This window comes from Nocardia aobensis NBRC 100429 (genome assembly GCF_000308375.1).
GTDB classification, from domain to species: domain Bacteria; phylum Actinomycetota; class Actinomycetes; order Mycobacteriales; family Mycobacteriaceae; genus Nocardia; species Nocardia aobensis.
On record NZ_BAFQ01000012.1, the window covers coordinates 17,124 to 43,581 of the forward strand.

Sequence of the window (26,458 nt, forward strand, 5' to 3'; positions counted from 1 at the left end):
AGGGAGACAGCTGTCACGTGGTAGGTCGAGGTAGGAAGAACATCGGTGGGCTGGCCGCTCGCCGACGCCGCAATATGTGGGTCGCGGTGCTGGTCGCAACCGTTGTCGCCGTCGTCGTGGCCACGGTGGCTCTGGTGACGGTGCGGCCGTGGACCGAGGAGTTCCGGCACGGGGGTTTGACGATAGCCGCACCCCCGGCCCCCGTGAAGCCCTTTCCCCAGCTGAATCCCGCCTCGGCGAGTGCGCCCGAACCCAGCCGCCAGGGTCTGGCCGCTGCCCTTGCCCAGGTGGCTACCAGTCCGGACCTGGGCAATTTCGCCGGATCGATCTCCGATCCCGACACCCGCGCCACGCTCTGGAGCGCCGATCCGGACAAGCCGATGATCCCGGCGTCCACCCTGAAGGTCATGACCGCGGCGGCGGCGCTGCTGGTGTTGCCGCCGGATCGTCGGCTCACCACGCGGGTGGTGGCCGGTTCGGCGCCCGGTGAGGTGGTGCTGGTCGGCGCCGGCGATCCGACTCTGACCGCGCAGGCCGACGGCAAGGGCTACTACCCGAACGGGCCGAAGTTGTCGGATCTGGTGGCTCAGATCCGTGCCGCCGGGCATCCGGTCGACACGGTCGTGGTCGACACCTCGCTGTATTCGGGTCCGACTTCGCCGGCCGGCTGGGATCCGGCCGATATCGCGGGCGGTTCGTGGGCGCCGATCGAACCGGTGATGATCGACGGCGGCCGCCTCGACCCGCTGGTCGAATATTCGCCGCGTTCGGCCACGCCCGCCCTGGACGCGGGTCGCCGGCTGGCGCTGGAACTGGGCGCCGACCCGGCGAAGGTACGGCTGGGCAAGGCCGCCCCCGGCGCCGCCGAATTGGCCCACGTGGATTCCGCGGAACTGCGGGACCGCTTGCGGGACATGATGATTCACTCCGACGATGTGCTCGCCGAGACGATCGGCCGGGAGATCGCGGCGGCGACCGGTGGCGAGCAGTCGTTCGCCGGTGCCGCCTCCGCCACCCTGACGGCGTTGAAGGCGGCGGGTTTCGACACCGCGGGCGTCACCCAGATCGACAACAGCGGACTGTCCACCGACGACCGGGTTCCGGCGCGACTGCTCGACCGGATCATCGCCGAATCGGCCGCGTCCGCGCAGCCGGGCGGTGCGGATCCGGGCGGCACCACACCGCCCTCGGTCGTGAACACCGGCGACGCCGCCGCGGTCGCCTCGCCGCTGGCGCCGCTGCTGGACTATCTGCCGGTCGCCGGTGGCACCGGATCGCTGGCCGTACGGTTCGTCGACGGCGGCCCCGAGCGCGCCGGAGCGGGCTGGGTGCGTGCCAAGACCGGAACTCTGTCGGTGTCGAGCGCGTTGGCTGGATATGTGTTGGATCGCGACGGCCGCGTCATGACCTTCGCGCTGATGTCGAACGACCGGCCCCCTGAGGCCAGCCGCCCGGCATTGGACGCCGTCGCCACCACGCTTCGCAACTGTGGATGCTCCTGACGGGTGGAAATGCGATGACCGGATCCGGTGACCCCGCCGATGGCCGTACCGCCGACGACGCCGTGGTCGCCGGTCGCGAAGCCACGGACGTGGCGAAGAACGCGTCCGCGAAACGCTCGGTGCTGGCCGGCTCGGTCGATTGGCAGCTGGCCGCACGAGCCGGTAGCGCCGTCGTGCCGTCCGGTCCGCGCACCACGCGGTATTCCGCCGAACAGGTCGTCGAGGAACTGTCCGAGGCGTCCGTGCGGGCCGAGGGCCCGGTGCGCGAGGTGAGTCTGCTCCTCGACGACCAGCCCGTTCCGCAGGCCACGATCGTCGATCGCCGCGGCTGGATCCGCGCGGCCGCCGAATCCATGTCCGAACTCACCGGATCCGCCGACGACGACCGTGGCCGCTTCGCCGGGAAACCGGCCGGCGTCCAGGCCGGGGCGATGCTGGCCTTCCTGTCCACCGCGATCCTCGGCCAATACGATCCGTTCAGCGGGCCGGACGGCACCCTGCTGCTGGTCGCGCCCAACATCATGGCCGTGGAACGCGCACTCGGCGTCTCGCCCAGCGATTTCCGGCTGTGGGTGTGCCTGCACGAGGTGACGCACCGGGTGCAGTTCTCCTCCGCGCCCTGGCTGGCCGACTATATGAAGCAGAACGTCGACACCCTCGGCGCCGTCGGCGACGAATCGGTGAACGAGGTACTCACCCGGCTGCTGGAGGAAATGCGTCGCCGCCGCGACAACGGGGTGAGCGACGATCCCGCCGATCGCGGCATCCTCGGCCTGCTGCGCGCCACCCAGCCGCCGCCGCAGCGCGACGCGCTGGACCGGTTGCTGATGCTCGGCACGCTGCTGGAGGGCCATGCCGACCACGTGATGGACGCCGTCGGCCCGGCCGTGATCCCCACCGTCGCGCAGATCCGCGAGGCCTTCGATCAGCGTCGCCGGCGCCCGGCCAATCCGGTCCAGCGGCTGTTGCGCGCCCTGCTCGGGGTGGACGCGAAGGTCGCGCAGTACGTGCGCGGCAAGGCGTTCGTCGACGAGGTCGTCGGCAAGGTCGGCATGCAGCGGTTCAACACCGTGTGGACCGACGCCGACACCCTGCCCCGGCCCGACGAGATCAGCACCCCGCAACGATGGATCGACCGAGTCCTGGGGTGACCCCGGCGGGCGCCGCCGGGGTCGCGCGCGCCCGGCTTCCGGAGACGGCGGCGGTGCTGGGGATGCGGCACGCCGTACGCGAGTGGCTGCTGCGGTATCGGCCGGAGGGCGCGGTGGCCGTCGCCCTGTCCGGTGGGGCGGATTCGCTGGCCCTCACGGCGGCGGCGCTCGCCGAGGCCGACCAGGTCGACGCGTTGATCATCGATCATGGATTGCAGGACGGCTCGGCGGCGGTCGCGGCGGAGGCCGCCGAGATCGCCCGGCGGCTGGGATGCCGGGCGGTGCGGATGCGCCGCGTGTCGGTGACCGGACCGGGCGGGCCGGAGGCCGCGGCGCGGCAAGCGCGCTACGCGGCACTGGACGAGCTGCGCGACGGCCTGCCGGTGCTGGTCGGGCACACCCTCGACGATCAGGCCGAAACCGTGCTGCTCGGATTGGCGCGCGGTTCGGGCCAGCGCTCGATCCAGGGCATGGCCGACTACGACGAGCCCTGGGGCAGGCCGCTGCTGGGCGTGCGGCGCGCGGTCACTCGGGAGATGTGCCGGGATCTGGGTCTCGACCCGTACGAGGACCCGCACAACGCCGCTCCGGAATTCGCCCGCGTCCGGTTGCGGACCGAGGTGCTGCCGCTGCTGGAGGAGGTCCTCGGCGGGGGTGTGGCACCGGCGCTGGCTCGCACGGCCGCGCAACTGCGCGAGGACGGCGAGGCGCTCGATGCGATTGCCGATCGATTGCTGATCGATGCGCGTGATGGTTCGTCGCTGTCGGTCGAGACACTCGCCACGGTTCCGCCCGCGATCCGTCGGCGTGTCATCCGGGCGTGGCTCCTCGGTGGCGGCGCAAAGGCCTTGACGGACAAGCATTTACGCGCGGTGGAGTCCTTGATCACCGATTGGCACGGGCAGGGCGGCGTCGCGGTCGGCGGAGGAATGCCGGGGATCAGGTTGGTTGCCAGGCGCGAACGTGGCAGGCTGACGTTGGCGTTCGCACGATAACGACCCGAAGGGAACCCAGCACACGTGTACGGGGACGACATAGCGTCGGTGCTGATCACCGAGGAGCAGATCCGAGCCAAGGTCGACGAGCTGGCCGAACTCATCGCGAAGCGATATCCCCCGGACGCGCCCGAGGGTGATCTGCTGCTGGTCGGCGTGCTCAAGGGTGCGATCTTCTTCATGACCGAGCTGGCGCAGGCGCTGCCGATCCCGACGCAGATGGAGTTCATGGCCGTCTCGTCCTACGGGTCGTCCACCTCGTCCTCGGGCGTGGTCCGGATTCTGAAGGATCTGGACAAGGACATCGCCGGGCGCAACGTACTGATCGTCGAGGACATCATCGACTCCGGTCTCACGCTGTCGTGGCTGATGCGCAACCTCTCCAGCCGCAACCCCGCCTCACTGGAGGTGGTGACGCTGCTGCGCAAGCCCGATGCGCTGCGCACCCACATCGAGGTCGCGCACGTAGGTTTCGACATCCCGAACGAATTCGTCGTCGGGTACGGGCTGGACTACGCCGAGCGTTACCGCGATCTGCCCTACATCGGCACCCTGAACCCGCGGGTCTACAGCGCCTGAACTGGGCACATGACCGAATTGGTGACCGAATTCCGCCGGAGTGTGGCGAAAATCACCGTTTGACGATGTTCCCTGCGCAATCGCTATCGATGGAAGTTGCTGATCGCCCGGGATGACGGGCCGCATCGGCGGCGGAACTCTCCGCGCCGCGCTGAACGTGACATCACCGCTGGTCGACGCCTGCGGTGATGTCGTTTCATCGGCTTCTCGCGACGGCTGTCGCGTTCGCTGAGAATTGACCGAGGCGATTGTGCTGGAGTTATGGCGGAGCCCTATGCTGTCAGTAACAAACCGTTTGGCTGTTTATGACCCTCTATTCAGACTTGAAGGTCTAAAGCGGCTAGATTTCCCTGACCAATTCTGATAGCAAGGTGCTATGGACCCGCATTTGCGCGACCTGCGGTACTTCGTCGCCGTCGCTGAGGAACTGCACTTCACCAATGCCGCGCAGCGGCTGCACATCGCTCAACCCACCCTCTCGCGGCAGATCCGCCAGCTCGAGCGTCAGCTCGACGTGGTCCTGTTCGATCGCAACCAGCGCAGCGTCGCGCTGACCGTCGCCGGTAAAGAACTGCTCGAGGGAGCCCGTCGCATCCTGGAGCTGTGGGAGGTCACCAACGTGGCCCTCCAGGAAGCCGGTGAGGTGTTGCGGGTCGGTATCCAGAGCTCGATCGGACGCGGTCTGATCGCCGAACTGGAAAGCGCCAGCGGACATCGGCTGGCCCTGCATTCGGCATCGTGGACCGATCCCTCCAGCGGCCTCGCGGGCCGGCAGGCCGATCTGGCGTTGATGTGGTTGCCGGTGCCCGATTCCGGGCGCTACCGCTGGCAGGTGCTGCGCACCGAAGCGAGGTGGGTGCTCCTCCCCGAGAACCACCGGCTGGCCGATCACGAGGCCATCGAATTCGCCGATCTGATCGACGAGCCGTTCATCGCGATGCCCGCCGAAGCCGGTGCGGCACGCGACTTCTGGCTCGGCGGCGACGCCCGCGGTGGGCGGCAGGCCAAGATCGGCGGCGAGGCCGCCACCGCAGAGGAACGGCTCGAGGCCGTCAGCCTCGGACTCGGCGTCTGCCTGCTGGCCGAGAACAACGTGCCGATGTATCGGTGGCCCGGGCTCACCGCCCGCCCGGTCGCCGGCCTCGCGCCGTGTGAACTCGCGATGGTGTGGCGCGCGGACGACGACCGGCCGACCATTCTCGATTTCGCCAATCGCGTTGTCGCCGGAGGGTTTTCCGTCGTCGAAGACGACCGGTGAGCGCTGTCGAAGACGACCGGTGAGCGCTGTCGAAGACGAGCGGTAGCGCTCAGGCGGTGCGCTGCCAGGGCTGAGCGGTCTCCAACTGGGCGGCCAGGCGTAGCAGCGTCGATTCGCTGCCGGGCGGCCCGGCCAGTTGCGCGGCCACCGGCGTCCCGGTGCGCGGGTGCAACCCCATCGGGACGCTCACCGCGGGCCAGCCGACCAGATTCCACAGCGGCGTGAACGGCGAGAAGCGAACGTTGGCAACGACATTGGCCAGCCAGCCCCGGGCGTGCCAATTGCGCGCCGCGAGGGCGGGCGTGGCCAGCGTCGGGGTGATCACCACATCGTGCTGCTCGAAGAAGTCGAGCAGCCGCGCCTCGATCCGGTCGACCTGATTCGGCTGGACCAGACCGGCCTTCAGCACCGCCCGGCCCAGCGCGATATGCACGCGGCTACGGCGTTGCAGCAGTTCCGGATTCGCGACCGCACCCGCCTCGCGCGCCGCATTGGCCAGCCAGCGCCACGCCAGCGCGGTGGTCGCGCCCTGATACGGCAGTGCGGCGGACACGACGCCGTGACCGGCCTCCTCGGCGAGCCGGGCGGCGGTCTGCGCGGCCGCGGCCCAGTGCTTGTCCACCCGGACCAGCGGAGACGGCGATCCGGGCGCGATCGCGATGCGCAGCGGCGTCGGCGGTTCCAGATCGGCCAGGGCCGGCCGGTCGGCCAGCACCGACAGCATGAGTGCCGCATCGGCGACCGTGGTCGCGAGCACCCCGTTCTCGGTCATGCCGCTCCAGGAGTCGACCCCCACCTGGGCCGGGACCACGCCGCGTCCCGGTTTGATGCCTAAGACGCCGCAGCAGGCGGCGGGTATGCGCACCGACCCGAGCCCGTCGTTACCGTGGGCCACCGGCACGAGTCCGGCACCGACCGCGGCGCCCGATCCACCCGAGGAGCCACCGGCGCTGTAGCGAATATTCCACGGGGAACGAGCAATTCGCTCGGGCGTGTCGGAGGTGCCCCACAGTGCGCCCTCCGGCATCTCGGTCAGGCCGACCACGACCGCGCCCGCGGCCCGCAACCGCCGCACCACCGGGTGATCCGTGGCGGCGGGGACGCCCGACCCCGCGCGCGAACCCGCGTCGGTGATCTCACCGGCCACATCGATGTTGTTCTTCACCGCGACGGGGACGCCGGCCAACGGGAGGATGTCGAGGTCGGCGCGGTCGGCCAGGGCGCGGCTCTCGGCCCGTGCCCGCTCCGCGCGGACGGTGTGGAAGGCGCCTACCCGCGTATCGCCCCCGGCGATGCGATCCAGCGCGGCGTCGACCACCTGCCCGGCCGTGACCAGACCGTCGCGCACCGCGGCGGCGATCGCGACGGCGGTCGTCAGCTTCGCCGGATCGGGGGCCTTCTCGGCGTCCGCGGCACCGCCGCCGGTGACCGGCTCACTGCTCGCGGCGGGGGGTTGCGCCCGGTCGCCCGGCGGGGTGCTCGACCCGGAACCGGTGCTGGAAACGTGCTGCGGTTCAGCGTTTTCCGCCGGCGACCCGGAGGTCTGATCCGCTGGTCCCGAACCGGTGGTTTCGTCTGCGTCCACTGCTACCTCCCGGGTGGCGCGCGAGACGGCGTTCGATGTCGCGTCGGCCAGTGCGGTGCCCTCGTTGTGCATATGTCGAAGCCCCCGTCGCGTTGTGGTCGATATGGGCTGTTTTCGATGTTGTCGCGCAAGTTATCACTTTCGGCGACGCACACCGTTGATGATCACGGGGCGTGGCGGATGGTGCTGTAAACCACGACCGCGATGCCCGAATGCACGGTGGCCGCGGCACCCACTGGACACCGCGGCCGGACAGCACATTTCGCTCCGCGCTATTCGGTGCCGTTGCGGACCCGTTCCTCGTAGGCCTTGCGGGCGGCCGAATCGACGTCGCCGAGGAAGGTCTGCTGCGCGCCCAGAGCACGTCCGATCGCATCGCCCACCGACTCCGGCAGCAATCCGACCACCTGCGAGATGGCGCCGGCCACCTTCGTCACGCGGACCTTCGACTTCGGTGCCACCAGGAGTTTCGCGATGGCCTCGGCAATCTCCTCCGGCTCGGCCGGGCGCATCAGCTTCGGCGCCGAAACACCCGATCCCAGTTCGGTATTGGTCAGCGTCGGCAGCACCGACGAGAACGACACGCCCGTATCGCGATACTCCTCCCGCAGCGTGTCGGTGAAGCCCAGGACCGCGTGCTTGGTGGCGTTGTAGGTCGCCAGACCGGGGATGTGGGTCTCCCCTGCGAGGGAGGCGATATTGATGATATGGCCGCTGCGCCGCGGCAACATCCGGGCCAGCGCCAGTTTCGAGCCCAGGATGACGCCGTAGACATTGATATCGATGATGCGGCGGGTCAACGCATCCGGTTCGTCGACCACCCTGCCGGTGGGCATGATGCCGGCGTTGTTGATCAGCACATCGACGGGTCCCAGCGCCCGTTCCACCTCGTCGAGGAAACTGCTGAACGACTGCTGGTCGGTGACGTCCACCCGGCCGTAGTGATCGAAATCGTGGTCGGTGCCGGACTGTTTGACGGCCGTCTCGTCCACATCGCCGATGGCGATCTTCGCGCCGAGTTGCTGCAGCCGCGTCGCGGTCGCCAGGCCGATACCGCGGGCGCCGCCCGTGATGACGACGACCTTGCCGCTGATCTTGCCGAAGTCGGTCACTTCTTCCCTCCGACCGTGTCGAGCACGTCCTTGATGCCCAGCCGGCGCATGCCGCGCGCACCCGCGGCGCGCATCGCGGCCAGCGCGAAACCGAGTTTGGTGGTGTTGTACGGGAACCACATGAGTTCTTTTTCCTGCGTGGGCAGGATCGGCACGGTGATGGCCTGTTTGCGGCAGTACTTGCGCACGCCGTCGGCGCCGCCCCAGCGCGCGCCCACACCGGACTGCTGCCAGCCGCCCATCGGCAGCGCGAAACTGAACATGTTGGCGAAGACGTCGTTGATGTTCACCGCGCCCGCATTCAGCCGGCGCGCAACGCGTTCCCCGCGGGCCTTGTCGCCGGTCCACACCGACGCGGACAGGCCGTAGATCGAATCATTGGCCAGCCGAACGGCTTCGGCCTCGTCGGCGACCTTCATCACCGGGATGGTCGGGCCGAAGGTCTCCTCGGTCATACAGCTCATCGAGTGGTCGACGTCGGCCAGCACGGTGGGCTGGTAGAAGGTGCCCACACCGGTGGCCTTGCCGCCGGTCACCGCTCGCGCGCCCTTGGCGATCGCATCCTCGACGTGGTCGGAGACGATGGATTTCTGCGCGTCGTTGGCCAGCGCGCCGACATCGTATCTCGGCTCCCGCCCGTCGGCGCCCTGACGCAGTTCGCGCACGTGCGCGGCCAGTTTCTCGACGAAGGTGTCGTAGACCGGAGCCTCGACGTAGACCCGCTCGACCGAGATGCACACCTGCCCGGCGTTGAACAGACCGCCGAAGGCGATGCCGTAGGCGGCGCGGTCGATATCGGCGTCGGCCAGCACGATCGCCGGATCCTTGCCGCCGAGTTCCAGGCTGTAGGGGATGAGCCGCTCCACGCAGGCCGCGGCGATCCGCTTACCGGTCTTGGTCGAACCCGTGAACTGCACGTAGTCGACGTTGTCGACGACCGCCGCGCCCGTCTCGCCGGCGCCGGTCACCACGGCCAGTACCGGCGGCGCACCGATTTCGGACCAGCCGCGCGCCAATTCCAGCGCCGACAGCGGAGTCACCTCGGACGGCTTGAGAACGACGGCCGCACCGGCGGCCAGCGCCGGAATCACGTCGATCACCGGCATCGCCAGCGGGAAGTTCCACGGCGTGATCACGCCGACCACGGGATAGGGCCGGTAGGCGGTGGTCAGCTTCTTGACCCGGGCCAGCGGGCTGTGCGGCGAGGGATGTTCGTCGGAGAGGAACTTGCCGGCGCGCCGGGCGTAATAGCCGGTGAGATCGACCGAGAAGCTCGGATCGATCAGCGCGTCGACGCGGGCCTTGCCGGTTTCGGACTGCAGCACATCGGCGAGATGATCGGTGTGATCGATGATCCAGTCCTGCAGCTTCAGCAGCCATTCCTTGCGGCCCTCCGGCCCGATGGCCTCCCATTCGGGCTGGTAGAGCCGCAATTCGCGGACCTTGGCGGCAACCGCGTCGGCCGATTCGGCGGGGACGGTGCCCACCAGCTCGCCGGTCGCCGGATTGCGCACCTCGATGTCGGTGACCAGCGCGGTCGCCGCTGTCGCCTGCCGCGCGGGTGCCGGGTCCTTCTTCACGGTTGCCGCCGGAGCCGATTTCGTCGCCGCCGGCGTGCTCGACTTCGCGGCCGGGGCGGACTTCGCCGCCTTCGCGGGCGTCTTCTTGGCCGCGGTCCGGCCCGCGGTCTTACGGGCGGCCGGCTTGTTTGCGCCGGTCGATTTCCCGGCCGTGGATTCGCCGGGTGACGGTTCGGTATTCGGCACGATGCTGTCTCTCCCCACGTGCGCTGCGCTGCGAACGGTTGACATTGTGAATCACTTCACTGATCTATGATCGTGTCACAATGATTCGCGTGCTGCTTGGTCTTTGCGGTCAAGGACTCGGCTGTAATTTGGCACCGGAGCACAAAAACTTCGCGGCCGCCGGCGGGCTGCACAACGAGATCGGGTGAACGAGGGGATCGGTGATGGCGACAGCCCCGTCCGATGTGGCGGTCCGGCAGTGGATGGCCGATTTCGTCGCCGAGACACTGCGCGGCGAGACCCTCGAACAGATGGTGGCCCGGCTCGACGCGCAGATCATCGGCCGCGTGCCGGAACTGACCGATCGCGATCTGCGCCGCGATCTGGAATCCAGCACCCGGGCACACGCCCTGGCCGTCCTCAGCGGCCTCACCCAGGACGCGATGGAGTACGCGGTCCCCGAACAAGCGCACGCCTTCGCCCGCACGCTGGCCCGCCGTGGCTACGACCTGCGGCTCCTGCTCCGCGTTTACCACGCCGGCCAGGAGGCCGCGATCGACTACATGACCGAGGTGATCGACGAGCGCCGGCTGCCCGAGCAGTTCGAACGCTCGGCGCTGATCCGGCTGTTCGAACGCTCCACCCGCTGGGTGAACACCTCCGTCGAGGCGCTGACCGACACCTATATGCAGGAGCGGGAGCGCGGCCTGCGCGCGGCGCTCAACCAGCGCACCGAGATCGTGCGGACCTTGCTGTCGGGTGAGGACATCGACGCGGACCACGCCTCGGCGCGGCTGGGATTCCGTCTCGGGCAACGCCAGGTCGCGATCGTGCTGTGGACCGATTCTGTTGCGCGCGGTGCCGGTGCGCTCCTGTCCGCCGCGGTGGACGGGTTCGCCCTCCCCGGCGCGGGCGACGGCCGGCGGGAAGGCCCGGACGCCGTGACCGGCCCGCAGGGCGATGGCCTCGCCGGCAACAGTGGCGCCGCGGGGGATATCGGCGCGGACGACCGGCTGGCGGCCGGCAGTGATGAACTCGGACGGCTGGAACGAACGGCCACGCGGCTGGCCACCGCGCTCGGCGGGGTCGGCGTCCTCACCGTGCCGGCGGGTTCGGCGGCGCTGTGGGCGTGGCTCGCGGCCGATGCCGAGGCGGTCGCCGCCGCGGCCGCCGATATCGTCGCCGCGCCGATCCGCCTCACGCTGGGCTCGTCCGCGACGGGTGTGGCCGGATTCCGGCAGAGCCATCGCGATGCGATCGCGGCCAGGCAGGTGGCCGAGCGGGCGGCCGTCGATCTCGGCCGGGTGCTGCCGTACGCGCGGGTCGAACCCGCCTATCTGGCCGGTGCGGACGTCGCGGCGATGCGCGCGCTGATCCGGCGGGAACTCGGAGCGCTGGCCGCACCGGATGCGAATTCGGCGCGGCTGCGCGAGACGCTGCTCGCCTATCTGCGCTGTCACCGCAGCCCGGAGGGTGCGGCGGCGCGTCTGGGCGTGCACAAGAACACGGTCCGCTACCGCATTCAGCGCATCGAGGAAACGCTCGGGCGTCGCATCGAGGAATGTGGCCTGCGGCTCGAGCTGGCGCTGGAATGCGTGGCGGTCTACGGGGTGTGAGCGCTCAGACGCGGTCGCCGGTCGCGCGCAGCGGCGGTTCCGCGGCCGCGGTCACCGGATGGTCTGGCAGTTCGGCCAGCAGCGTCGTCGTCGCCGCGGCCACCGCGGCCACCGCCTTGTCGAAGGCCGGTTTCGTGACATACGACAGACCGGTCAGGCCACCCACCTTCCGCACGTATTCCTGTGCGGCAGCGAAGATTTCCTGGTCGGTGGCGCGGGGTTCGAGCCCGCGCAGCACGGTGATGTTGCTACCCATGGCGCCGAGAGTAGCCCTAGTCAGGGGCTTACGGCGCCCGATGAAACGGCAAATGTGAAAAATGTGTGTATCGGACTGTGGCGGTATGTCCAGAAGCGCCGGAATCCGGCCTTCCGGGTCACAGTCGACACGGCATCGGGAGATAACCGAACCCCCGGATGGCCGATGCGACACAATCGGAACCATGGCTGCCCGCGACATGCCGACCCTGACCACATTCCCCTATCCGGAACTGGACGAGCGCGAGGACGACCACTGGTCCGGCGCTCAGGTTTCCGACGACGAATTGCGCGCGCTGTCCCTGGGGGCGTTCTATTCCGCCCGCTGGGACGCCTTCCACGATGCCCTGCTGCTCGGACCCGAACGAGAACATCCGCTCGGCGACCGCCGCGAACTGGCCATCGACACCCTGACCGGGGCCTGGGGCATCACCGACGGGACCGAGGCGATGGCGTCGATGGAACAGCTGCTCGACGGGATGCACGCACCGCTGTACGCGCTGGTCCATCCGCTGGTGAACGCGGCCCTCAATTCGCCCGAACGGGACCGCTTCGGTGAGCGCGCCGATCGGCATCGCGCCTTCCTGCGGCAGGTCGGGGCGTTTCGGGGGATGGACAACCCGGAGGCGCTGGTCCGCGACTACGACATCTGGTCCCAGGCGATCAAACTCGATCTGACCGGCCATCTGGTGCAGCCGCTGCCCGCCGATATCCAGGCCTGGGATCTCGCCCGGGTGGTCGCGGTGGCACGGATGGCCTTCACCGCCGGCTACCTCGAGGCCGATACGGCCTGGGATTACGTGATGCGCGCGCTGCCGCCGACGCAGAAGCGCTACCGCAATTGGCGGCAGTTCGGCGACGCCTATCTCACCGGCTGGACCTACTGGCAGGCCTGTGAGGACATGGCCGTGCTCAAGTCCGGCGGCACCGATCGGCGGCTCGAACTGGTCCGACTATGGATGCGGCCGACCAGTCCGTGGCGGCGCATCGCGCTCCAAGGCGAGTAGCGCCTCAGTCGGGGAGCGAGCGCAGGATCCCGCGGCCGTAACGCTGGAACTGCGCATCGTCCACCATCGCCAGCGAATGTCGCTCGACCAGTAGTTCCCACTCCGAATACAGCTGGGCCACGCCCGGATCCGGCGGCGCCACGGCGCCGTCGGCGGATTCGCGCTGAATCGCGAAGTTCACCGCGCCGACGATCCGATCGGTATCGGCCCGGTCGGTCCCCAGAAAACTCAGCGTCGTATTGCCGTCGGTGAGGTCGATGCCGTAATCGCCACCCGGTTCGTCGCCCGAACCCTTACCGACCTCGGCCGAGATCAGCGCCGAGACGGGCATCTCGTGCGCATAGCGCGGGGTGGAACCGATCGAGAGCAGCAGTACCCGCCCGGTGGTGACGGCCAGCAGCCCGCGCCCGCGTCCGGCCGGTGGGACCGCGGTGACCATCGCCGTCTCCAGCATGAACTCGTCGGGTGTGACCATCGTGTGCAGTGCTCCGGCGGCCGAGCGGGTCTCCCGCCGGGGTGCCATCCGCCGGATCGCGCGGTCGACGTCGGCCCGGGTCGGTCCGGTCTTACCCCAGACCGGTGCGGGAGGGACCAGATCGGGCGCCGACATATCGATGCGCTGGGTTGCCAGGATCTGGGAGTTGATCCGCTCCACGATCACGGTCGCGGCCGGCACGTCGTGTTCGGCGATCAGCACCGGGAGCGGGGTGCGGTCGGCCGGGACGCCGGTGAGGACCGGACTCGGATAACGCAGGTAGATCTCGATCACGACGGCGTCGTCGGCGCGCCGGTTCAGCCGGACCTTCAGCAGGTCCGACACCGGAACGTCGAGCACCCGCTCGCCATCGGTGCCCGGCCGCAGAACCTGGAGTCGCCCGCCGCCGTGGCGCAGTATCGCTGTGGGTGTCCGTAGCTCGACTATGTCCATACCCCCTGCGTTCGTCCTGTGTTGTCGCTCACAATAGGTCGTGCATGCCATGATTGGGACCACTTGGACGGACACCGCGAGGTGATCGCCCGATAGGCCGGGAACCACCAGCGTTCTCCGACCGTTTACCTGTTGAACTGCATCAGCTGCCGAACTGCGCGATGTATCGAGTAGACCGTACGCGGTAACGTGGCTTGTCCGCATCCGTTCTGCCCGACCCGGTCGGTGCCGGTATGGATACGGCCCCGCCCGACGCATAGTAGGCATACACCGGAAACACCGGAAAGGACTGGCCCGCCGGCCGACGCTCTATGAACCGCAAGACAGTGTTTCGCAACCTGGCCATAGTCGCGGGCATCCTGCTCGTGATCTATCTGGTCAGCTACTTCAGCAACGACACGCGCGGCTGGAAGAACGTCGATACCTCGGTGGCGCTCACCCAGCTTGCCGACAAGCAGAACGTCAAGCAGGTCCAGATCGATGACAAATCGCAGCAGCTGCGCATCACCCTGAAAAACGGCAACGACGCCACCGGCGGCCAGACCCAGATCATGGCCAAGTACCCCGGTGGCAGCGAGGTCTCGGCGCAGATCCTGCGGGATGTCCAGGCCTCGGGCGCGCCGTACAACACCGAGGTCAAACAGGACTCCTGGTTCACCCAGGTGCTGCTGTTCGTGCTGCCGATGGTGATTCTGCTGGGCCTGTTCGTCTTCGTGATGGCCCGCATGCAGGGCGGTGGCCGCGGCGGCATGATGGGCTTCGGTAAATCCAAGGCCAAACAGCTGTCGAAGGATATGCCGAAGACCACATTCGCCGATGTGGCCGGCGCCGACGAGGCCGTCGAAGAGCTGTACGAGATCAAGGACTTCCTGCAGAACCCGGCTCGCTATCAGGCGCTGGGCGCCAAGATTCCCAAGGGCGTGCTGCTCTACGGCCCGCCCGGAACCGGTAAGACGCTGCTGGCCCGCGCGGTCGCGGGTGAGGCCGGGGTGCCGTTCTTCACCATCTCCGGTTCCGACTTCGTCGAGATGTTCGTCGGTGTCGGCGCCTCGCGCGTGCGCGACCTGTTCGACCAGGCCAAGCAGAACAGCCCCTGCATCATCTTCGTCGACGAGATCGACGCGGTCGGCCGCCAGCGCGGCGCCGGCCTCGGCGGTGGTCACGACGAGCGCGAGCAGACGCTGAACCAGTTGTTGGTCGAGATGGACGGTTTCGGCGATCGCACCGGCGTCATCATCATCGCGGCCACCAACCGGCCGGACATCCTGGACCCGGCGCTGCTGCGTCCGGGCCGCTTCGACCGCCAGATCCCGGTCGGCAATCCGGACCTCGCCGGTCGGCGCGCGATTCTGCGGGTGCATTCGCAGGGCAAGCCGATCGCGCCCGATGCCGATCTGGACGGCCTCGCCAAACGCACCGTCGGCATGTCGGGTGCCGATCTGGCCAATGTGATCAACGAGGCGGCGCTGCTCACCGCGCGTGAGCACGGCAACGTCATCACCGGACCGGCCCTGGAGGAATCGGTCGACCGGGTGATCGGCGGTCCGCGTCGCAAGAGCCGGATCATCAGCGAACACGAGAAGAAGATCACCGCCTACCACGAGGGTGGTCACACCCTGGCCGCGTGGGCGATGCCCGATATCGAGCCCGTCTACAAGGTCACCATCCTGGCCCGCGGTCGCACCGGCGGCCATGCCATGACCGTGCCCGAGGACGACAAGGGCCTGATGACCCGGTCGGAGATGATCGCCCGCCTGGTGATGGCGATGGGTGGCCGCGCGGCCGAGGAACTGGTCTTCCACGAGCCGACCACCGGCGCCTCGTCCGATATCGACCAGGCGACCAAGATCGCGCGCGCGATGGTCACCGAATACGGCATGAGTGCCCGGTTGGGCGCGGTGCGCTACGGCCAGGAACAGGGCGACCCGTTCCTGGGCCGCACGATGGGCACCGGCTCGGACTACTCGCACGAGGTGGCCCGCGAGATCGACGAGGAGGTGCGCAACCTCATCGAGGCCGCGCACACCGAGGCCTGGGCGATCCTCAACGAATATCGCGACGAACTCGACGCGCTGGCCACCGCGCTGCTGGAGCGCGAGACCCTGCACCGCAAGGATCTCGAACAGGTCCTCGCCACCGTCGACAAGCGTCCGCGCATCACCGCCTTCAACGATTTCGGTGAACGTGTGCCCTCGGACCGGCCGCCGGTGAAGACCCCGCGCGAGCTCGCCGCCGAACGCGGCGAACCGTGGCCGGAGGAGGCAGAGACCCGCAAGCCGAGCCGGCCCGCTCCGCAGCCGGTGCCGGCCAACGGTTATCCGCAGGAGGGTCATCGCAACCCGGCCCCGGCTCCGACCCCCGGCTACGGCTATCCGGCCCCGCAGCCCGGTAACTACCCGCGGCCCGCGAATGGCCCGGGATATCCGCCGCGGCAGGGTACGCACGGCTCCCGCCCGGATTACGGCGCTCCCGCCGACTGGTCGGCTCCGGGCTGGCCGCCGCAGGAGGATCCGTCCGCGGGCGGTGCGCCGCAGCAGCAGCCGGAGTACGACAGTGGCTACGGCGGATCCCAGGGATACGGCGAACCCCAGCGCTACAGCGGTGGTCATCGCCGGCCCGAGTGGTCCGGAGATCAGGAGGGTTCGACGCAGAACGGCACCCAGGATCACGGCGATTGGGACGGACCGAACAGCCGCCGCTGACCGGCTGCGATTAGGCTCGACGGTCGAACCGCGCTGTCGGCGCGTTGATTTACGTGATTGTGGAGGTGTCCTCGTATGTCGGCCAACAACAGCGCTCCCGCCGGCTCCGATTCGGCGTCGGGCGCGGGTGCCGCCGTGGTTGCGGAGGCACCGGCTCCGATCGCGCTGGGGACCGGTCGGACCTTCGATCAGAAGCGGGCCGAGGCGGCGGTACGGGAACTACTGGTCGCGGTCGGGGAGGATCCCGACCGGCCCGGGCTGATCGATACCCCGGCCCGGGTCGCGCGCGCCTATCTCGAAATGTTCGCGGGTCTGTACGTGGAACCGGATTCGGTGCTGAACACCACCTTCGACGAGGGGCATCAGGAATTGGTGCTGGTGCGCGACATCCCGATGTATTCGACCTGCGAACACCACCTGGTGTCCTTCCACGGGGTCGCGCACGTCGGCTACATCCCGGGTCCGCAGGGGCGGGTCACCGGTCTGTCCAAACTGGCCCGCCTCGTCGACCTGTACGCCAAGCGGCCGCAGGTTCAGGAGCGGCTGACCAGCCAGATCGCCGACGCGGTGATGCGGAAACTGGATCCGCGCGGCGCCATCGTGGTGGTCGAGGCCGAACACCTGTGCATGGCGATGCGCGGCATCCGCAAGCCGGGCGCCAGCACCACCACCTCCGCGGTGCGTGGCCTGCTGCAGACCAACGCCTCCTCGCGCGCCGAGGCCCTCGACCTGATCCTGCGCAAATGAGCGATCGCCCATGAGCGCAGTGATCACTCCCCGGGACGGGCGCTCGTGCGTGGTGATGGGCGTGGTGAACGTCACCAGCGACTCCTTCTCCGACGGTGGCCGCTATCTCGACCCGGCCGTCGCGGTCGCCCACGGGGTGCGGTTGTACGAGGCGGGCGCCGACATCATCGATGTGGGCGGTGAATCCACCCGCCCGGGCGCCGTTCGCATCGATCCCGAGACCGAGGCCCAGCGGGTGGTCCCGGTGATTCGCGGTCTGGTGGAGGCCGGCGTGCCGACCAGCGTGGACACCATGCGGGCGAGTGTCGCGGCCGCCGCGATCGACGCCGGAGTGAGCGTCGTCAACGACGTGTCCGGTGGTCGCGCGGATGCCGAGATGGTGAAAGTCGTTGCCGCCGCAGAGATCCCGTGGATTCTGATGCACTGGCGGGCTAATGCCGACCATCGCCACATCGGCCCGGCCGATCATTACGACGACGTCGTGCGCGAAGTGCTGGCCGAACTCTCGGCGCAGGTGGATCTGGCCATGGCGGCCGGCGTGCATCCGAGCCGGCTCGTCCTGGACCCGGGCCTCGGCTTCGCCAAGAACGCCGGGCACAACTGGGCCCTGCTGGGCGCACTGCCGGAACTGACGGCCCAGGGGTTGCCGATTCTGGTCGGCGCCTCCCGCAAGCGTTTCCTGGGTTCGCTGCTGGCCGACGAGTCCGGACCGCGCCCGCCCGACGGGCGCGAGGTCGCCACCGCCACCATCTCGGCCCTGGCCGCCCAGCACGGCGCGTGGGGCGTGCGAGTGCACGATGTGCGGTCGTCGCTCGACGCCATCGCCGTCGCGGATGCCTGGCGGCGAGCCGCCGAATCCGGGCAGCGGCGAGCCGCCGAATCCGGGCAGCGGCGAGCCGCCGAGTCCGGGCAGCGGCGAGCCGCCGAATCCGCTGGTTCACACCATCAGGGGAGCGAGTGAGTACCGATCGCATCGAGCTGCGCGGCCTGCGCGCCTACGGTCACCACGGCTGCTTCGATTTCGAGCGCCGCGACGGCCAGGAATTCCTGGTCGACATCACCCTGTGGCTGGATTTCGCGAAGGCGGCCGCGACCGATGAGCTGTCGGCCACCGTCGACTACGGCGAGCTGGCGCAGCACGCGGTCGCGATCGTCTCCGGCCCGCCGCGCAATCTGATCGAGACCGTCGCCGCCGAGATCGCCGACGATGTGATGCGCGATGAGCGCGTCGTCGCCGCGGAGGTGGTCGTGCACAAGCCCTCGGCGCCGATTCCGCATGCCTTCGCCGATGTTCGCGTGGTGGCCACCAGGCGGCGAGACGTACCGCCGACCCCGGAGGTGGCCGGATGAGCCGTGCGGTGCTGTCGATCGGGTCGAATCTGGGAGATCGGCTCGCCCATCTCCGCAGCGTGGTGGAGGCGCTGACGCCGCAGCTGGTCGCGGTGTCGCCGGTGTACTCGACCGCGCCGTGGGGTGGAGTGCCGCAGGAGGACTACCTCAATGCCGTTGTGGTGGTGGAGGATTCGGAGCTGGGCCCACGCGATTGGCTCGACCGCGGACAGCAGCTCGAGCAGCGGTCCGGGCGTGTCCGCGAGATCCGCTGGGGCGCACGAACTCTGGATGTCGACGTGATCTGGTGCGCCGAGGGGCTGCGGCCGGTGACCAGTGCGGATCCGGAACTGACGCTGCCGCACCCGCAGGCGCACCACCGCGCATTCGTTCTGGTGCCGTGGGCCGAGATCGAACCCGATGCGACGCTGGAGGTCGACGGCCGGACCCGGCCGATCCGGGACCTGCTGTCCGAACTCGATCCGGACGAGATCGACGGCGTCCGGCTCACCGACCTGTCGCTGTCCGCGGCGCAACGATGATCGGTGGCTGGTCGTGAATGTCATGAGGCCGACCAAGATTCTGGACCTGCTCGCGAACGTCCTGATCGCCGCCGCGGTGGCGTGGGTGGCGACTCGCTGGGCCTATTCGAGCTTTCCGCCGATCACGGTGATCGCGGCCGCCTCGCTGTATCCGGTGGCCGCCGTGGAAGCGGTGCTGGCGTTCGTGATTCGCGCCCGCGTCGGCGATCACCGCATCGGTGACGGTCCGAAACAGTTGCATCCGATCACCGCGGCCCGCGCGGTGGCGCTGGCGAAGGCTTCGGCCCAGGTGGGTTCCCTGGCGGCCGGCGTGTGGCTGGGCTTCCTGATCTGGGTGCTGCCGCAGCGGTCGGATATGCGCGCGGCCGCGTCGGACACTCCCGGCGCCATCGTGGGTCTGATCGCCGGTGTGGTGTTGGTCGCCGCCGCGCTGTGGCTGGAGTATTGCTGCCGCGCGCCACATGAGCCACCAGACGAACCAGCTACCTCATAGCTAACACGGTTGAGTCGAGTTCCGGACCGGCTGCGCGCCGAAATCCGCTATTCGAGTTACCCTTGCGGACATGGTTTCACCCTCCCGTAGCAGTGCTTCCCCGCGACAGCGGGACAACGCGGGAAAAATCGTCGTCGGCGTATTAATTCTGCTCGGTCTGATTGCCAGCGTGTTTCTGATTTTCAGCAACAATGTGCAGTTGGTCCGGGTCGGTTTGGTCGCGGCTCTGTGGGCCGCCGCGGTGGCCGCGCTGGCGGCGACCCGCTATCGCCGGGATGCGGCGATCGATCAGGCCAAGGCTCGTGACCTGCAGAAGGTCTACGAGTTGCAGCTCGAACGCGAGATCACCGCCCGGCGTGAATACGAACTCGGCGTCGAATCGCGGGTGCGCCGGGAGATCGGCGCCGACGCCGCCGAACTGGCCGCGCTGCGGAGTGAGCTGACCGTGTTGCGCGAAAGCCTGCAGCGACTGTTCGACGGCGACCTACTGGTCGACCGACCGGCGCTGCGTGCCGAGGCTGTGCGCGTGCAGGAGCTCACCCGCGCCACCGTGGCGAACGGTAGCTCGCAGGAAACCGACACCTGGGACGCGTGGAGCGCGCCGGCCGTGCCGCTGCACGTGGTCTCGCCGGTCTTCGATCCCGACCATCCCGAACCTCCGGCCTTCGCCAGTCCGTACGACGATCCGGTGACGGCGGAGACCGCCGTGGTGTCGGTGGAGGCGTCGGATGAGGAAGGGGAGTCGTCCGTCCGATCGACGGATGATGAAGGGAACGGCGACCGCCGGGACGCGACCGCCGAGTCTGGGCAGCCGGATCCGTCGGGGTTCGGATCTTCGAAGGCCGAGGCTCCCGGATCCACATCCGACCGGACGGCCGCTGACGGGCAGGCCGGCCCCGCGTCGACCTCGGTGAAATCCGGCACCGCGTCGGCGAACGAGAATTCCGAGCCGGCGAAGGCGGGCGCTGCGGAATCCGGCGACTCGCGCCCGAATTCCTCGGTGCCGCGGCTGGCCCCCGTCCAACCGGCGACGACCATGGGTACCGCCGGTTCCCGTCGCCGTCGCCACGCCGATTCCGACGAGAATCAGCCGGGACGCAAGCTCACCGTCGCGGAAATCATGGCCAACCTGCGATCGGAGCAGAACGGCTCGTCGTGATACCCAGCGACGGCTGCCGTGAAACAGGTTGCATGTGACGCGCAGTATCGGTAACTTTCGCAGGAGGAGTATGCGAAGGAGACACCGAAGATGCTGTCCGCTGCTGTAAAGAACACGTCGGCCGATCCGGATTATCACGAGATCCTGCGTGGTCTGTCCGAGGGGTCGGTCCACAAGAACTTCGACCCCTACGTCGACATCGATTGGGACTCACCGGAATTCGCGGTCGATCCGACCGACACCCGCTGGGTCTTGCCGGACGAGGACCCGCTGGGCCGCCACCCCTGGTACAAGGCGCAGCCGGTGGAACGTCAGATCGCGATGGGTATGTGGCGGCAGGCCGGCATCGCCAAGGTCGGCTTGGATTTCGAACAGCTGCTGATCCGCGGCCTGATGCAGTACCTGGTGTCGGTGCCCAACGGTGATCCGGAATTCCGCTACGTGACGCACGAGGCGGCCGAAGAGTGCAACCACACGATGATGTTCCAGGAGATGATCAACCGCATCGGCGAGGATGTGGTCGGCATGGGCACCATCGACCGCAAGCTCACCATGATCATCTGGCCGGCCGTGAAGTACTTCCCGGAGCTGTTCTTCACGATGATCCTCGGCGGTGAGGAACCCATCGACCACCTGCAGAAGTCGCTGCTGCGCGCCGGCACCGACCTGCATCCGATGGTGCAGCGGGTGATGCAGATCCACGTGGCCGAAGAGGCCCGCCACATCTCGTTCGCGCACGAATATCTGCGCCGCAACGTGCCGGGCATGCATCCGGCCACGAAGTTCGTGCTGTCGCTGCTCTTCCCGACCGCGATGCGGATCATGCTCGACATGATCATGACTCCGCCCAGGGAGTTCGTGGAGAAGTTCGACATCCCCGCGGAGGTGATGCGCGAGGCCTACTGGGGTAGCGCGGAGTCCCAGGTCACCATGCGCAACATCTTCGGTGACGTCCGAGCCCTGGCCAGCACCAGCGGCCTGATGAACCCCGTGGCCAAGGTCGCCTGGCGCCTCCTGGGCATCCACGGCCCCACCTCCCGCTACCGCAGCGAACCCGCCCGCAAGGCCGCCTAGGGCCGGTCCCCGCCGCTTGGCAGGTCATCCGTCAGGGTGCATGTCGACATCGATGTGCACCCTGACGGTCTTTCAGCCGTACTGAGGGAAATATCACGCGCGGGTCCTCTGGCAGCGCCCCCGGTCACTACCTATTCTCGACTCGTAACGTCCGGTACCCGCCATGCGGGACTGGAACGCCTTCCGAGAGGACAACGGTGACCTCCGATTTTTCGCGGCCCGACGAGGCCGGTTCATCGCGCCCCGCCGCGCCCGCGGTATCGGGCTCATCCGCTGTTTCCGGCTCCGATCCGGCGCCTGCTCGGCTGACGGTCGGCATCGTGTCGGCGGGCCGGGTGGGCTCGGCGCTGGGTGTCGCGCTGGAGCGCGCCGGCCATGTGGTGTTCGGGGTGTGCGCGATTTCCGATGCGTCGCGGCATCGGGCGCGGACGCGGTTGCCGGAGTCGCAGATCTTGCCGGTGGAGGAGATCGCGGCGCGCAGCGAACTGCTGATTCTGGCCGTGCCGGACAGTGAACTGCCCGGTCTGGTGGCCGGTTTGGCGACCGCGCAGGTGGTCCGCCCGGGAACGATCGTCGCGCATACCTCGGGGGCGAACGGCGTGGCCGTATTGTCCCCGCTGACCGGTGTCCGCCCGCTGGCGATCCATCCGGCGATGACCTTCACCGGCCACGACGAGGACACCGCCCGCTTGGCGAATGCCTGTTTCGGCATCACCGCGGCCGACGAGATCGGTTATGCGATCGCGCAGTCGCTGGTGATCGAGATGGGCGGCGAACCGGTGCGGGTGCCGGAGGAGAACCGGCCGCTCTATCACGCGGCTCTCGCGCACGGCAGTAATCATCTGGTCACTCTGATCGTCGACGCGGTGGCGGCGTTGCGGGCGGCGCTGGACGGCCCGGGTCTGCTGGGGCAGCAGGTGGTCGACGAGCAGCCCAACGGTTTGGCGGAGCGGATGCTGGCGCCGCTGGCGTCGGCGGCGCTGGACAATGCGCTGCGTCGTGGTCTGCCCGCCTTGACCGGTCCGGTGGCGCGTGGTGACGCCCTCGCGGTGTCGGCGCACCTGGAGGCACTGGCCGCGGCCGATCCGGAGCTGGCCGCGGGCTATCGCGCGATGTCGCTGCGGACGGCGCAGCTGGCCCGCACGAGCCCGGATCTGATCGGTCTGCTGGAGGGACACTGATGTCGAATTCGCGAGCGAAGAAGCTGACCCCGGAGCAGTTGCGCACCCTGTATCGCCCGGGCGAGCTGACGGTGGTGCACGAGCCGGCCGGGCTCTCGGCGGTGACCTCCGCGTTGCGCGGGGTGGGTCGCAAGGTCGCGCTGGTGCCGACGATGGGTGCCCTGCACGAGGGCCATCTGGAGTTGGTGCGCCGCGCCAAGCGCACGAATCAGGTTGTGGTGGTGTCGATTTTCGTCAATCCGCTGCAGTTCGGCGAGAACGAGGACTTCGACAAGTATCCGCGCACGCTCGACAGCGATGTGGCGCTGCTGCGCGAGGAGGGCGTGGCGCTGGTGTTCGCGCCGAGCGTGGCCCAGATGTATCCGGAGGGCCCGCGCACCTCGGTCCATCCGGGACCGCTCGGCGCCGAGTTGGAGGGCGCCAGCCGGCCGACCCACTTCGCCGGAATGTTGACGGTGGTGGCGAAACTGCTGCAGATCGTCCGTCCGCACGAGGCGTTCTTCGGCGAGAAGGACTATCAGCAGCTGACTCTGATCCGGCAGATGGTCCGGGATCTGAACTTCGACGTCGAGATCGTCGCGGTGCCCACGGTGCGCGAATCCGACGGCCTGGCGCTGTCCTCGCGCAACCGCTATCTGGACGCGCAGCAGCGCGAATTGGCGATCACCTTGTCCGCCGCGCTGGCCGCGGGCCGGCATGCGGCGGGGCGGGGTCCCGACGCGGTGGTGGCCGCGGCCCGTTCGGTGCTCGACGGCGCGACCGGTGTCGATGTCGACTACCTGGAGTTGCGCGGTTCGGATCTGGGCCCCATTCCGAGCAGCGGGAACGCTCGTCTGCTGGTGGCCGCTCGAATCGGCGCCACCCGTTTGATCGACAACGTCCCCGTCACCGTCCCCGCCGCGGGCGGCCACAACGCTGTCCCCGATTTCCAGCCTGCCCAGGCCGACGCATAGGAAAGGCGACCACGATGTTGCGCACCATGATGAAGTCGAAGATCCACCGTGCCACGGTGACCCACGCCGATCTGCACTATGTCGGTTCGGTGACCGTGGACCCGGATCTGATGGATGCCGCCGATCTGCTCGAGGGCGAGCAGGTCTGCATCGTCGATATCGACAACGGCGCTCGCCTGGAAACCTATGTGATCGCCGGTGAGCGCGGTTCGGGTGTGATCGGAATCAATGGCGCCGCAGCGCATCTGGTGAATCCGGGTGATCTCGTCATCCTGATCGCCTACGGCATGATGGACGAGGCCGAGCTGCGCGAGTACCAGCCGCGGGTGGTGTTCGTCGACGACCGCAACCGTCCGGTGGAGCTGGGTTCGGACCCGGCGCACGCCCCGGAGGGTTCGGGGTTGACCTCGCCGCGCTCGCTGACCTTCGCCTGAGCCGCGGGCAGCGGGGCGAGGATGCTGCTGACGATCGACGTCCGCAACACCAGTATCGAGATCGGCCTGTTCTCGGGCAGTGGTGCGCATGCGGAACTGGTGCACACCTGGCGCGTGCACACCAATCCGTTGCTGACCGCCGACGAATTCGCCATGCAGGTACGGGGTTTGGTGGGCGAGCGGCTGGATCAGGTGGTCGGGGTGTCGGCCCTGTCGACGGTGCCGCCGGTGCTGCGGGAGCTGCGAACCATGTTGGGCCGCTACTGGTCGCACGTGCCGCACGTGCTGGTGGAACCTGGTGTGCGCACCGGAATTCCGCTGCTGGTCGACAATCCGAAAGAGGTCGGCGCCGACCGGATCGTGAATTGCCTTGCGGCATATCACCGTTTCGAATCGCCGGCGATCGTGGTCGATTTCGGCACCGCCATCTGTGTCGACCTGGTGTCGGCGAAGGGAGAGTTCCTCGGCGGGACCATCGCGCCCGGGGTGGAGATCTCCACCGAGGCGCTGGTGGCCCGCAGTGCGCTGCGACGCGCGGAGCTGACCCGCCCGCGGTCGGTGGTGGGTAAGAACAGCATGGAATGCATGCAGTCCGGTGCGGTGTTCGGCTTCGCCGGGCTGGTCGACGGTTTGATCGACCGGATCCGCGACGAGCTCGACGCCTTCGCCGGTGACGACGTGTCGGTGGTGGCGACGGGCCCGACCGCACCACTGATCGTCCCCGAATCCGAGACCATCGACCACCACGAGCCGCATCTGACCCTGGACGGGCTGCGTCTGGTCTACGAGCGCAACCAGCAGCGCCGCCGCCCGTGAGGGCGCTGCTGTGGGGTGGAACACACCGCTCTTGCACGCGCCGACCACCCTGCTAGACTTCGGCTCGTGACTTTCCGCGTGAGCACCCAGGAGTGTTGTCGAGGCTGATTCGCCTCGGCTGATTGTCGAGGCTGCGTATCCGCCCTCGGCCATCCACTACTCCTGGAGCTTCGCTCATGCGTTCCTCTGTAATCACCTCTGCTGTTACCTCCGCCGCGAGCGGTGACGCCGCGCGCCGCCGGACGGGGCAGTTGCCGCCCGCTCGCCCGGCCAACCGGCTCGCCGCGGAGATCACCGATCGTTCGGTCTCGTCCGCGTTGCCGACCCGGTTGCGGCCGGCGGACCTGTTGCGGCTGACGGACGAGGGTGCCGAGGACGTCCTGGCCGGCCGCTTCGATCATCTGCTGCCGTCGGCCGGCGTGTGGCCCACCGAAAACCGTTGGGCGGTACGCCTTCTCGCCGACGACGAGGTCGACGTCTGGTTGATCAGCTGGGTGCCGGACCGGTCGACGGAATTACACGACCATGCCGGCTCGCTCGGCGCGCTGACCGTGTTGAGCGGCGCGCTCTCGGAATTCCGCTGGAACGGTAAGGAATTGCGTCAGCGCACCCTCGCCGCCGGTGATCAGGCCTCCTTCCCGCTCGGCTGGGTGCACGACGTGGTGCGTGCCCCGGACCACGTCGCGGGTGTGCCCGAACCGTCGAATCCGACGCTGTCGGTGCACGCGTATTCACCACCTCTGTCCGCCATGTCGTATTACGAAGTGACCGGCCACGGAACGCTGCGGCGCACCCGTACCGTGCTCACCGACCAGCCCGAAGGCGATGTGAAATGACGCACACGCATCTCACCATCAATGACATGCTGGAGGCGGCGCGTGCGCGATTGACGCGCATGTACGCATTCGAATTACCGGAGGCGATCGCGCGCGGCGCCCTGCTGGTCGATATTCGCCCGCAAGCCCAGCGCGTCAAGGAGGGCACCCTGCCGGGCGCCCTGGTGATCGAGCGCAACGTGCTGGAGTGGCGGCTGGACCCCACCAGCTCCGCGCGGCTCGCACTGGCCACCGATCACGACCGGGAATGGGTGATCGTCTGCTCGGAGGGCTACACGTCGAGTCTGGCGGCCGCGGCACTGCAGCAGTTGGGTCTGCACCGGGCCACCGATCTGGTCGGTGGCTATCAGGCGGTAAAGGCCGCGGGGCTGCTGTCTGTGGCCGCCGGCGCACCGCATCTGGCCGGTGAGATCAACGCACTCGTCTCGCTCTAATCGCCCGGGTGAGCGGGGGTCGGGC

26 protein-coding genes are annotated in these 26,458 nt (G+C 68.6%); 21 read left to right on the forward strand and 5 right to left on the reverse strand.

Translation table 11 applies throughout. From position 1 onward, the window contains the following. Positions 1–74 precede the first annotated feature (74 nt). From RJ03_RS01955 to RJ03_RS01975, 5 genes are all read left to right on the forward strand, one after another. Positions 75–1,502 (forward strand): D-alanyl-D-alanine carboxypeptidase/D-alanyl-D-alanine-endopeptidase, encoded by a 1,428-nt coding sequence (locus RJ03_RS01955; protein ID WP_051024148.1) that lies wholly within the window; start codon positions 75–77, stop codon positions 1,500–1,502. A 14-nt stretch (positions 1,503–1,516) separates the two neighbouring features. Further along, entirely contained in the window at positions 1,517–2,653 is a 1,137-nt protein-coding gene (locus RJ03_RS01960) for an Rv3626c family coenzyme F420 biosynthesis-associated protein (RefSeq protein ID WP_083870543.1), read from the forward strand. Further along, positions 2,629–3,648, forward strand: a complete 1,020-nt coding sequence (tilS, locus tag RJ03_RS01965; protein ID WP_051024149.1) for a tRNA lysidine(34) synthetase TilS — start codon at positions 2,629–2,631, stop codon at positions 3,646–3,648. Before RJ03_RS01960 ends, tilS begins: the two co-directional genes overlap by 25 nt. 24 nt (positions 3,649–3,672) lie before the next feature. Next, positions 3,673–4,227 (forward strand): hypoxanthine phosphoribosyltransferase, encoded by a 555-nt coding sequence (gene hpt / locus RJ03_RS01970; protein WP_030517362.1) that lies wholly within the window; start codon positions 3,673–3,675, stop codon positions 4,225–4,227. Positions 4,228–4,603: 376 nt separating this feature from the next. Continuing rightward, complete coding sequence (locus tag RJ03_RS01975; RefSeq protein ID WP_036497434.1) at positions 4,604–5,485, forward strand: LysR family transcriptional regulator; 882 nt, start codon at positions 4,604–4,606, stop codon at positions 5,483–5,485. Between the two features lie 49 nt (positions 5,486–5,534). Here the strand turns inward: RJ03_RS01975 and RJ03_RS01980 are convergent, their stop codons facing one another. The 3 genes from RJ03_RS01980 to RJ03_RS01990 all read right to left on the reverse strand — a co-directional run bounded on the left by RJ03_RS01980 (position 5,535) and on the right by RJ03_RS01990 (position 9,762). Further along, the gene (locus RJ03_RS01980) at positions 5,535–6,863 is read right to left on the reverse strand and encodes an amidase (protein ID WP_036497476.1); all 1,329 of its coding nucleotides are present in this window, start codon (positions 6,861–6,863) and stop codon (positions 5,535–5,537) included. 479 nt (positions 6,864–7,342) lie between these two features. Beyond that, positions 7,343–8,182, reverse strand: a complete 840-nt coding sequence (locus tag RJ03_RS01985; RefSeq protein WP_036497435.1) for an SDR family oxidoreductase — start codon at positions 8,180–8,182, stop codon at positions 7,343–7,345. Further along, on the reverse strand, positions 8,179–9,762 hold the full coding sequence (locus RJ03_RS01990) for an aldehyde dehydrogenase family protein (protein WP_051024155.1): 1,584 nt from the start codon (positions 9,760–9,762) through the stop codon (positions 8,179–8,181). Before RJ03_RS01990 ends, RJ03_RS01985 begins: the two co-directional genes overlap by 4 nt. Before the next feature lie 389 nt (positions 9,763–10,151). On the opposite strand from RJ03_RS01990, the gene RJ03_RS01995 reads away from it, so the two are divergent. Beyond that, entirely contained in the window at positions 10,152–11,543 is a 1,392-nt protein-coding gene (locus RJ03_RS01995; protein ID WP_036497437.1) for a PucR family transcriptional regulator, read from the forward strand. Positions 11,544–11,547: 4 nt separating this feature from the next. Here the strand turns inward: RJ03_RS01995 and RJ03_RS02000 are convergent, their stop codons facing one another. After that, positions 11,548–11,799, reverse strand: coding sequence for a DUF2277 domain-containing protein (locus RJ03_RS02000; RefSeq protein WP_036497439.1), 252 nt, complete (start codon positions 11,797–11,799; stop codon positions 11,548–11,550). 184 nt (positions 11,800–11,983) lie between these two features. On the opposite strand from RJ03_RS02000, the gene RJ03_RS02005 reads away from it, so the two are divergent. After that, positions 11,984–12,805, forward strand: coding sequence for a DUF1266 domain-containing protein (locus RJ03_RS02005; RefSeq protein WP_245552159.1), 822 nt, complete (start codon positions 11,984–11,986; stop codon positions 12,803–12,805). A gap of 4 nt (positions 12,806–12,809) precedes the next feature. Here the strand turns inward: RJ03_RS02005 and RJ03_RS02010 are convergent, their stop codons facing one another. Beyond that, positions 12,810–13,733 carry a hypothetical protein gene (locus RJ03_RS02010; protein WP_036497442.1) on the reverse strand — a complete coding sequence of 308 codons (924 nt, stop codon included), beginning with the start codon at positions 13,731–13,733 and terminating at the stop codon, positions 12,810–12,812. A 311-nt stretch (positions 13,734–14,044) separates the two neighbouring features. Here RJ03_RS02010 and ftsH point away from each other — a divergent pair, with 311 nt between their 5' ends. The 14 genes from ftsH to RJ03_RS02080 all read left to right on the forward strand — a co-directional run bounded on the left by ftsH (position 14,045) and on the right by RJ03_RS02080 (position 26,433). Next, a complete protein-coding gene (gene ftsH, locus RJ03_RS02015) occupies positions 14,045–16,435 on the forward strand; it encodes an ATP-dependent zinc metalloprotease FtsH (RefSeq protein WP_036497444.1) in 2,391 nt (796 codons plus the stop codon). 75 nt (positions 16,436–16,510) lie between these two features. Next, positions 16,511–17,182: a GTP cyclohydrolase I FolE gene (gene folE / locus RJ03_RS02020; protein WP_036497445.1), complete on the forward strand. Its 672-nt coding sequence runs from the start codon at positions 16,511–16,513 to the stop codon at positions 17,180–17,182. 10 nt (positions 17,183–17,192) lie between these two features. Then, positions 17,193–18,143: a dihydropteroate synthase gene (gene folP, locus RJ03_RS02025; protein ID WP_083870545.1), complete on the forward strand. Its 951-nt coding sequence runs from the start codon at positions 17,193–17,195 to the stop codon at positions 18,141–18,143. Beyond that, positions 18,140–18,532 carry a dihydroneopterin aldolase gene (folB, locus tag RJ03_RS02030; protein ID WP_036497446.1) on the forward strand — a complete coding sequence of 131 codons (393 nt, stop codon included), beginning with the start codon at positions 18,140–18,142 and terminating at the stop codon, positions 18,530–18,532. Before folP ends, folB begins: the two co-directional genes overlap by 4 nt. Then, complete coding sequence (gene folK, locus RJ03_RS02035) at positions 18,529–19,053, forward strand: 2-amino-4-hydroxy-6-hydroxymethyldihydropteridine diphosphokinase (protein WP_036497448.1); 525 nt, start codon at positions 18,529–18,531, stop codon at positions 19,051–19,053. Before folB ends, folK begins: the two co-directional genes overlap by 4 nt. A 22-nt stretch (positions 19,054–19,075) precedes the next feature. Next, positions 19,076–19,546 (forward strand): DUF3180 domain-containing protein, encoded by a 471-nt coding sequence (locus RJ03_RS02040; RefSeq protein ID WP_036497449.1) that lies wholly within the window; start codon positions 19,076–19,078, stop codon positions 19,544–19,546. A 70-nt stretch (positions 19,547–19,616) separates the two neighbouring features. Continuing rightward, entirely contained in the window at positions 19,617–20,705 is a 1,089-nt protein-coding gene (locus RJ03_RS02045; RefSeq protein ID WP_157163319.1) for a DUF6779 domain-containing protein, read from the forward strand. Between the two features lie 90 nt (positions 20,706–20,795). Continuing rightward, entirely contained in the window at positions 20,796–21,779 is a 984-nt protein-coding gene (locus tag RJ03_RS02050; protein WP_036497450.1) for an AurF N-oxygenase family protein, read from the forward strand. Between the two features lie 197 nt (positions 21,780–21,976). Then, the gene (locus RJ03_RS02055) at positions 21,977–22,960 is read left to right on the forward strand and encodes a Rossmann-like and DUF2520 domain-containing protein (RefSeq protein WP_083870546.1); all 984 of its coding nucleotides are present in this window, start codon (positions 21,977–21,979) and stop codon (positions 22,958–22,960) included. After that, positions 22,960–23,913, forward strand: a complete 954-nt coding sequence (panC, locus tag RJ03_RS02060; RefSeq protein WP_051024151.1) for a pantoate--beta-alanine ligase — start codon at positions 22,960–22,962, stop codon at positions 23,911–23,913. Before RJ03_RS02055 ends, panC begins: the two co-directional genes overlap by 1 nt. Before the next feature lie 14 nt (positions 23,914–23,927). Continuing rightward, positions 23,928–24,347 carry an aspartate 1-decarboxylase gene (gene panD, locus RJ03_RS02065; RefSeq protein WP_030517343.1) on the forward strand — a complete coding sequence of 140 codons (420 nt, stop codon included), beginning with the start codon at positions 23,928–23,930 and terminating at the stop codon, positions 24,345–24,347. Positions 24,348–24,368: 21 nt separating this feature from the next. Further along, on the forward strand, positions 24,369–25,163 hold the full coding sequence (locus RJ03_RS02070) for a type III pantothenate kinase (RefSeq protein ID WP_036497452.1): 795 nt from the start codon (positions 24,369–24,371) through the stop codon (positions 25,161–25,163). A 176-nt stretch (positions 25,164–25,339) separates the two neighbouring features. Next, complete coding sequence (locus RJ03_RS02075) at positions 25,340–25,999, forward strand: cupin domain-containing protein (protein WP_083870547.1); 660 nt, start codon at positions 25,340–25,342, stop codon at positions 25,997–25,999. Then, a complete protein-coding gene (locus RJ03_RS02080) occupies positions 25,996–26,433 on the forward strand; it encodes a rhodanese-like domain-containing protein (protein WP_036497453.1) in 438 nt (145 codons plus the stop codon). The genes RJ03_RS02075 and RJ03_RS02080 overlap by 4 nt, the downstream gene beginning before the upstream one ends. Positions 26,434–26,458 lie beyond the last annotated feature (25 nt).